Raw genomic sequence first — 8,432 nt, 5'->3', positions numbered from 1 at the left:
GGTTTGCATGGGTTTGAATCAGTTCTTTAAAGATTTGATTCATCTTAAGGGAAAAAACCGCCCCAGAATAGCCGAAAATGGGGCATTAGAGCGGGTTTTAGCAGCTCGCGTGAATCAGTCTGGTTCAGAGTGATTCATTAAGTTAATTTAGAAAATAGATAAAAATATCTAACCTCCATAGCGAGCAAGAATTCGACAATGATTATCTAATTTCATCAAAAACTTACTGAAACTCGTTTGTGGAGAAAAATCCCTATAGTCTCCAGTGCTTGCATGTTCTTCATCAGCAACAATCAATGCTGTGGCTGTATACATATTTTTAAGAACCAATCTCTTACACAATAGATCATATCTTTCTAGATAAGAAATACCGTCAACACTAGGATACTTACCTAAAGCACTTGGCTTATAAGTAGTTTTTCGCAAACCTTCATCAGCAAGAAAGCCTGGCATAACAGGGAAAAAATTCATGTTAATAGTCGCAGATCTTCTTGTATTATTAGAATCTTCTACAAGTATTAGATAACCAGTAAAAATTTCAGCATTATCCCCAAAGGCACGCTCTTCAATTGCAGTATGAAGATCAATTCCACTACCTAACACTTCCTCTGTTCTATTATTAAAATTATTTCCAATAGAACCAACTTGTGATTTTAACTCAATTGCAGCTACAAGATTCCCTTTCGATATAGCCACAACATCCCATGATTTATGTGGGCGAAAAAAACCAGGAAGCTGAGATGAATTTTTACCAGTATAGATTTCCACATCTTCCAGACCAGAACTTATAATTGTATCTTCAATTATATTTATAAACCCATCAAGAGTCTTACCTCCAAGCACTCCTGCACCATCAGATCTGACAGACCAAAAACTCTTTACAGCTTCTTTTATTTTATCGTTCATTATTAGCAACCTAATACTTGTTTTTCTCTATCTGATAGGCCATACAAAGAGCAAACCAGCTCTTTAGCCAAAGAAATATCACCTTTAATAGCAGCCTGTTCCAACCCCAATCGAAGATCTTCAGATACAGCCTCCCATAGTGGGAGACGTATTCTCCTAAGGTGTTGAGCTTGAAAACGAAGGTTTCCTCCAGAAACTTTGGTTGAATACCCTTCAACGAAAATTTGCCCTATTCCAGAAATTAATACAGCCTGCAAAGCTTTCAGATTCCAAGATTTTGAACATATGTAATATATAGAATTGTTAGGGTGATACACACCTTCATCATAAACCACTGTCAACTTTGACTTAATATCTGGTATAAGCAGTTTTTCTGCTTTCGCACGTTCAGGATAAACACGATCAATGGTTTTAAACCATGCTGAAGGTGATTTCTTAGAAATATATCTAGATTTAAGAATATCAGCATAAGTCTCAAGGTATTTTTTTAGCTTTGGAAAACAATCCAAATTAATCACACCATCATTATCGTAAGTATTAATGATAAATTGATTATGATTTTTTAGATATCCATTTTTTATATCGACAGCTTTAACCATTGGAATTTTGCGACTAGATTCTATGTCCACGTTTTCATCAACTACATAAACTTTATTGTTCCCAGTTGCAGCACCGATGAAAATTTGACAATCAGCATCTTCAATCAGCGGAAAATCTCTTTCTAATCGTTTAATAAGTTCTAGTTCATCAGACGAACCAAACATCCATGGTTTGGAACCATTTACCACATCTTTTCTAACGTTCTTACCAGAAAACTCAATAGTATCATCCAACAATGACTGCGCTACAATTTTAGAAAAATCATCATCAATTTTTGGATTATGAATTATTATAGCCTGTGACTTTTCCCGACGAGAAATCTGTGTTATTGCAGGATAGGTAAGTACTTCAGATTGAAAAGCATCTTGACCATACATATCGACATATAGATCTAATTGATATCTGCTATCAATATATTCCCGCAAAGATGAACCATAACTATTTTTAGTCCATCTGTCAGTGCAGATAAATGAAAGCACGCCATTTTCTTTTAGTAATGACAACGATTTCTCATAAAATGCGATGTAAATATCTGCTCGTTCTTTCATAGTGACAAATTTATTTCTATACGCATCTAGCAGTTTATAAGGGATATGTTCAATACGAACATAAGGAGGATTCCCAATAATATGCGTATAGAAAGATGAACTATCGCTAAGCAAAAAATCATCATTTTTAAACCACCCGTTGACAAGCATTTGAGCATTGTCATCATCGAAGATTGTTCTTAAAACTTGATATGTTTTTCTTTTAGCTATAGCAATATTATCATTTGAAATATCATAGGCTGTAATCAATTTAAGAAATCGTCCAGCACTAAGCAACTCAGACTTGTTTGACGCTTTAATTTCCAAACAAAGCTCTTCCGCGATAGCATGAACAAACGCACCTTGACCGCAAGATGGTTCTAAAATCCGAGTGTCTGAATTTAACAAAGCTCTACTGACACCAGAAGTACAAATCATAAATTTAACTATCTCTGGTTTCGTGAAAACTTCTCCTTTTTCGGAGCTTGATTCACCCCAAATCAAGGCGTATTTTGAAACATCTTCGATTGCGATAGTGGATGACATATTTTCTTACTTCTGTACCTGAGAGTTAGCGTCAAACGAAGTTTAACATAGATACTATGATGAACGTTGAGTACGCACCGACACTCCTGCAATGACTTCAACATCCATCTTTGACCATAAAATCTGGAAAAGGGATTCTGAAATTTTCAAAAAAAGTAACTTAACCCACTTACTCACATAAATAAACTATCAACAAAGGCTGAATCATGGCAGTTATAACCTCAACGAACAGCATGTGAATGTGGACAAAGGGCGACTGAGTCGCAAGCCAGGCAAAACCCATTCAATGATACTTTATCCATTAAAACAACATTTCGACTACAATTCATGCGTCTCTAACCATTGAAAAACCATGCTTAATCCCACTAAGGCACTCTCTTTCTATATGCTTTTCACTACCCGCTAACGAGGCCATAGCTATGCCTATCTCATTAGCCAAATCACCGACCTCAATGTCCTTCTTAGGAAGATCACTTAAGGCTGTCATTAGCTTAGTTATGAATATTTCAACATCTACTCGATTTGATACTGCGGCTTGTTCAAGTAAGTAAGCTTCAAGAACGGTAGGATTGGCGAGTGCCGCAGCTTTAACTTCTGCAAATGGAATACCTTTAACTTTGTTATTCACAATACACCACCTTGATTTTGTGACTTTTTTCATTTGTTGATGATGCTAGATACCGATTTCGCAGGGAAGGAATTGAGCACCAGAATGGAGCGAATATATCCAAGTGAATAGAGCTGCCTGATTTATCAAGGTAGGCCTACTTCACACATCCTGCCCAGTATTATGTTCCGCATTTATCCATGTTTTTTAAGATTATTTAGCGGTTTCAATGCGTAAAAGCTCAACCCTCCAAAAAACGCTATAAACCTGAATAATACTATGAATAGCCGTAGTATATCAGTGGTAAATACGCGCTATATACTGGTTAATACCTACCATGCCCACATCCTACGGGTATTCCACACCCGATTGCGCTTACCTAGTCAGTGGTAAACACATTTGATTAAGTTACATAATCAAATGAAATACCCGCCCCTGCTGCATTCGGTGTTGCACTGTGCAACACCGTCTAGAACGGCATGGTTTTAAAGGTAATATTCTGCTTATTGTCATCGAGCGAACGCAGATACACCGGCTCAGATCCCTGCCCATTTTTATAATGGCTATTCAGATAAGCGGTCTCGTCTAAGTGGGCGATCAGCGCCTTGATCACCTCTTGGTACTTCTCAGGCACCCGCATCACCACTGTCTTTTCATACTTAGTCTTACGACCCGCACCTGGGCGTGCGCCGCCATGGTTATTTGACTTGGTTTGTTCAGTCATAAGCGTTACCCTTGATTAAGTTACAAAATCAATATAGCTTGAAAAAAGTTACAAAATCAAGTGCTCAATACCGTGACACAATGAAGATAATGATAAAATCGTGACAAAATGAAGAGGATGTAGCGTGGCACTGACCCCAGAAGAGCAAGCGTTAAAAGACGAGTTATTGGCCATGGTGCAACTGAAGCTGCCCGTCGACGATCCCCTTGTCCTAAATTGGCTAGAAAGGGCTGCGAATGTGTTAGGAAAGGATCAACTCGACCCCAACGAGCTTTGGGCGTATGACAGCGCCAGCGATATGCTAGTGAAGAAAAAAAAGCACTAGCGCTTTTTATCACGCTGACGAGACTTACCTGAATTAACGGGCTGATGAGGTGAGCTGCTATGGGTATATAGCAAATATCCTGAATAAATCAGCGTTCCCAAGGTCGCGAGAATAATAAAAAAACCAGTGATCTGCATTGTACCGATGCTCATGGCGCCCGCCTCCTAAATGGAATATTGCACAGAGTTGATAGTAACAGCACTACGCGCCCAGATAAACAGCCGTGACCTGCAACCGACCATGGCCTAACTCCTGCGTAATCACCGCTCTTGCCATCTTATCTAACGCCCGATGCGCCTCAGACAACGTTTTGGCCGCCACCCCAGACACAGCATGACATTCGAAGCCGGTTAATGCGACATAGCGTTGCTGTGCGTAGCGGTGACGCAAGCCATGCGCCCGATCAAGGCCAATCTTAAGACAAGTATTTTCATAGCGTTTCATTTGCTGCCTGTACATTAACTGCGGCGGAATGAGGGAACGGCCACGGGCTAATGTGCGCGCCTGTGCCAATAGTTGGCGCTGCTCATCCGTCAAAATCGGGATCGTGCGATCTCGACCACCTTTGCACCAAGACGCATCCAGTACCAAACGCTCCCCTTGAATCGCCTTATCGACAATGATCTTCATCGCTTCCTCGCGCCTTAAGCCAAAGGCGGCTTGAAGCTGCAGCGACATTTTTAGATACGGATCGGACACCGCATTAAGTTGGGCTTCAGTAAGCGTTTTTCCCTTATTTTCATTGGTGACATACACCCGCTTATCGATCCCTAAATCAGAATTTGATTGGGATATCACGCCCTTTTTGCCTATTTTTTCGGTGAGCCACCGGACATGTACCATACGGTTTTTAATTGTTCCCGCCGACAAGTTTTCCGCCTGCCATTTTTGTAACAGTGCATCAATATGTTTTGGTTTTAGCCCTTGCAACTGCAGGTTTTTAAACCCTAGCTCCCTCAATTGCTTATCGACTAAACGGATCGTTTTAATCCGCTCAGATCGGGTCGCAAATGAACTGGCGCAATGTTGCTTCAAAAATTGATTGGCCTGAAACAGGAACGTGGACGCCATAATATCCCTTGAAATCTTTTGAAAAAGTTACGAAATCAAAATAAAGGGAATGCGCCAATGTAGGCGCATTTACAATGGAATTAGGTTTGCTCGGGCGGATTAGCAACACATCGGCCTTCAGCATGCGCTAGGCGGCCACTTCGGAAGTCAGTTTAGTGTTAATGCTCGTTCCTACTGCCGAGAACAGGTAAGAACCCACAAGGGTATTGAGCAGGTGTTGCTAAGGGCAATTGCCACAAATGATGCGTCTCTGTTGAGCGCCGCCATCAAGTCTGAGTGCTAGTCAGTGATCCTACAAACGTCCTGTTGGACGGGAGCAAAAAAGTTTTTCTTTAGGGGAAATATTGAAGCATCGAGAGATGCGCTGGAAGAAATTTCACTTTACCGCAAGGCAAATTCGCACGCAATAGCGACCTTCGCTATCACGCGCTCATCATGCCAAAAGAAGCCAACATCCCCCGCATGAGGAGCACACCTGGGAGGATGTCACTCCCTTAACATGGAGTGACATCCTCCCTCAACGTTGGCTTCTTTTGGCATTTGATTTCGTAACTTTTTCAACCTATCCAAGCCGGCCACTTCACGCATACCGGCAGACTTCGCTAGCCGGCATGCGCTCAGCGGCAAGATCGCGAACGTTTTTAATCGTGTTTATAGGTGAGAAGATTAGCAGTATTAAGCGTTATTTTTAGGCATCGTTAAAACGCCTAGGAAGCGTTTTAAGCAGCTTTATTCTGATATTGATAGAGCGATTGCTATTTTAATAAAAAACGCTGCAAATCTTGATTTAGGACACTTAATGCCGATTTTTGCTTTATCTTTCTGCTAGACCGTGAGCGAAGCGAACTAGCCCCGCAGGGTAACGGGTTATCCGCACTGACATGGTTAAACGGTCGAAGACAAAACCTACTTACAGCGGTGCTTTTAAATCTCGCCCCTGCCAACGGCAGGAAATGGCGAGGCATTTTTGGGTAAGGGTGGAGCCTTTAGGCGAACTAGGGCGAAGCCCTTGGTCGCGGCGCAGCCGCCAGATGCTCAAATTTACTTATTTATCCACAGATGAAACCCTTTTTTAATAGATCTTTCTTGTTTTTTAAGATCTTTCTTGTTTTTAGCACCGCTGTAACCCTTGGTACTAAAGGGCTGCAGCGGTTTAATGTGGAGAGATTTACGGTAAAACAGCCTCTAAAGGTGGAGAGATTTACGGTAAAACAGCCCCTAAAGGTGGAGAGATTTACGGTGATATTCACAGTTAATCGTGGAGAATGTTGATAGCGGTTCCACAATTGGTTATTGTGGAGCGTCAAAAACAAACTCCACAATAGAGACGTAAAATGAACAACCTATCGGTAACTAAATCAAATAGCTTGATAGATGCTAGTTACAAACTAAATGTACAAGCCCAAAAACTGGTCTTAGCTTGCCTCGGGAAAGTAGATTCTAGAGGTAATGCCCCAAAGGAAATGACCCTAACAGCTCTTGAGTTCTCAGAGCTTATGGGGATAGACATCAAAAATGCTCATAGAGAGCTATACAAGGCGTCAGATACCCTTTTCGATGCTGTAATAGTCCTAAGAGATGAGCAAGAAGAGGTAAAGCTGAGATGGATTCAAAAGGGAGTGAAAAAACTCAAAGGGCAAGGAGCTATAACAATCACTTGGACTGATGAAGTTTTAAAGTACATCAGTAGCTTACAGAGCAGGTTTACAACTTATAAGCTGCGACATATCGCGAACCTACAGTCAGCTCATTCTATTCGTTTATACGAGCTTTTGATGAAATTTAACGCTACTGGAGAAAGAGTTATCTACGTGGATGACTTCCGCTCTGCATTAGGTATCTCCGACAAATACCCACAATTTAGAGACTTAAATAAGTGGGTTATCAAACCGGCCGTTGATGAACTAAATCAGCGTTCAGACCTCACCATAAATTACGAGACCATAAAGAAAGGCCGAACAGTGGCTGCATTGTCATTTGAGTTCAAGCAGAGCGCACAGCTAAAATTAGACGTATAATCAAATGCAACACACGCAACACCGCATCTCTTGATGCTTAAATATTGGTGCAACATGGCAAAATTAAACCTATCGCAAGCAGCAAAAATCGTAGGAAGGAACCGAACAACGCTATGGCGTCATATCAACAACGGCAAGCTTTCCATTGAAAGAGACCGTGATGGAAACCCATTAGTAGATACATCGGAACTACTTCGTGTCTATGGAGAAATGAAACTCGATGCAACACTTGATCAGGAAAAAAAGCATCACAATGAAACACCGTCTTACGATGAGCTTTTTCAGCTAGTACAGGAGATGAAAAAAGAGCAGTCTGAAATGAGATTGCTCATTATCGAATTAAGCAATCGTCTTGAATACAAATCAGAAAAACCAGCCGACACCATTGAATCTGTAACAAAATCAAATCCAGAACTAGACCCTGAATGGCCGAAAGAGGTAAAAACCTTTGCTGATGTCGCGTTAAGAAATGAGATTAAAGCTAAATATCTCAAAAACTAATGTCCCCAAGCATTCATTACTAAGCTATGCCGTTCTTCACTCAACACCTGCAGATAGATTTCCGTGGTCTTGCTGTCACTGTGTCCCATAAGCTGACTGATCACATGTAGCGGCACCGGTGGATTCGCCGTAACCATTGCCACCCCAAAGCCATGCCGTAGCCCTTTGCCTGTCGCTTGCGCCCCCACAATCCCCGCCCTGATCATGACACGCTTCACCAAGCGATAAGCGGTAGGTCGACTCACCGGCCATAACACACTGTCAGCGTTCATCTCACGCCGTAGTTGCGTACGCAGGCCAAACACTAAATCCAAATGCTCTATCAAAAATGGCGGCACCGGCACGCTGCGATACTGCGCTTGCTTCAGTCGGCCATGGGGATCGGTTTTATGCTTCTTAAGGGAGCGAATAACGATTGCCGCATCCTCGACCATCACATGCCTAGGCGAGATCGCTAACGCCTCAGACGGGCGGCAACCGGTGTAATGCAGGACATGGCAAAACATCCTATCGCTTGGCGATTCTAAGGCGCTGGCATCGAGGAAGCGCCGCCGTTCTTCCGCGGTTAAATACAACCGCTCACCATCGGACGTAAACAGGCGCATTT

The 8,432-nt window shown here is 41.9% G+C and carries 10 protein-coding genes; 3 read left to right on the top strand and 7 right to left on the bottom strand.

All coding sequences use genetic code 11. The features are described from left to right. Positions 1-168 precede the first annotated feature (168 nt). The 4 genes from ACUZ8J_RS21275 to ACUZ8J_RS21260 form a co-directional block, all read right to left on the bottom strand. The gene (locus tag ACUZ8J_RS21275; protein WP_446694988.1) at positions 169-906 is read right to left on the bottom strand and encodes a PaeR7I family type II restriction endonuclease; all 738 of its coding nucleotides are present in this window, start codon (positions 904-906) and stop codon (positions 169-171) included. A gap of 2 nt (positions 907-908) precedes the next feature. Continuing rightward, a complete protein-coding gene (locus ACUZ8J_RS21270) occupies positions 909-2,579 on the bottom strand; it encodes an Eco57I restriction-modification methylase domain-containing protein (RefSeq protein ID WP_446694987.1) in 1,671 nt (556 codons plus the stop codon). A gap of 325 nt (positions 2,580-2,904) precedes the next feature. Beyond that, positions 2,905-3,207: a hypothetical protein gene (locus ACUZ8J_RS21265; protein WP_446694986.1), complete on the bottom strand. Its 303-nt coding sequence runs from the start codon at positions 3,205-3,207 to the stop codon at positions 2,905-2,907. 448 nt (positions 3,208-3,655) lie between these two features. Continuing rightward, complete coding sequence (locus ACUZ8J_RS21260; protein WP_446694985.1) at positions 3,656-3,910, bottom strand: hypothetical protein; 255 nt, start codon at positions 3,908-3,910, stop codon at positions 3,656-3,658. A 124-nt stretch (positions 3,911-4,034) separates the two neighbouring features. Here ACUZ8J_RS21260 and ACUZ8J_RS21255 point away from each other — a divergent pair, with 124 nt between their 5' ends. Continuing rightward, positions 4,035-4,235, top strand: a complete 201-nt coding sequence (locus ACUZ8J_RS21255; protein WP_413488992.1) for a hypothetical protein — start codon at positions 4,035-4,037, stop codon at positions 4,233-4,235. On the opposite strand, the gene ACUZ8J_RS21250 is transcribed toward ACUZ8J_RS21255, so the two are convergent. Next, complete coding sequence (locus tag ACUZ8J_RS21250) at positions 4,232-4,387, bottom strand: hypothetical protein (protein ID WP_446694984.1); 156 nt, start codon at positions 4,385-4,387, stop codon at positions 4,232-4,234. The genes ACUZ8J_RS21255 and ACUZ8J_RS21250 overlap by 4 nt on opposite strands. Positions 4,388-4,436: 49 nt before the next feature. Further along, positions 4,437-5,306, bottom strand: coding sequence for a phage integrase N-terminal domain-containing protein (locus ACUZ8J_RS21245; protein ID WP_446694983.1), 870 nt, complete (start codon positions 5,304-5,306; stop codon positions 4,437-4,439). Positions 5,307-6,640: 1,334 nt separating this feature from the next. Here ACUZ8J_RS21245 and ACUZ8J_RS21240 point away from each other — a divergent pair. Further along, entirely contained in the window at positions 6,641-7,324 is a 684-nt protein-coding gene (locus tag ACUZ8J_RS21240; RefSeq protein ID WP_446694982.1) for a replication initiation protein, read from the top strand. Between the two features lie 54 nt (positions 7,325-7,378). Then, the gene (locus ACUZ8J_RS21235; RefSeq protein ID WP_446694981.1) at positions 7,379-7,825 is read left to right on the top strand and encodes a hypothetical protein; all 447 of its coding nucleotides are present in this window, start codon (positions 7,379-7,381) and stop codon (positions 7,823-7,825) included. Here the strand turns inward: ACUZ8J_RS21235 and ACUZ8J_RS21230 are convergent. Continuing rightward, positions 7,822-8,430, bottom strand: a complete 609-nt coding sequence (locus ACUZ8J_RS21230; protein ID WP_446694980.1) for a tyrosine-type recombinase/integrase — start codon at positions 8,428-8,430, stop codon at positions 7,822-7,824. The two genes, ACUZ8J_RS21235 and ACUZ8J_RS21230, sit on opposite strands and share 4 nt — an antisense overlap. Positions 8,431-8,432: the final 2 nt, after the last annotated feature.

The organism is Shewanella sp. Koi 1 (genome assembly GCF_052907445.1).
Note: the sequence above shows the minus strand (reverse complement) of the source record. Positions and strands in the feature narration are given on the sequence as shown.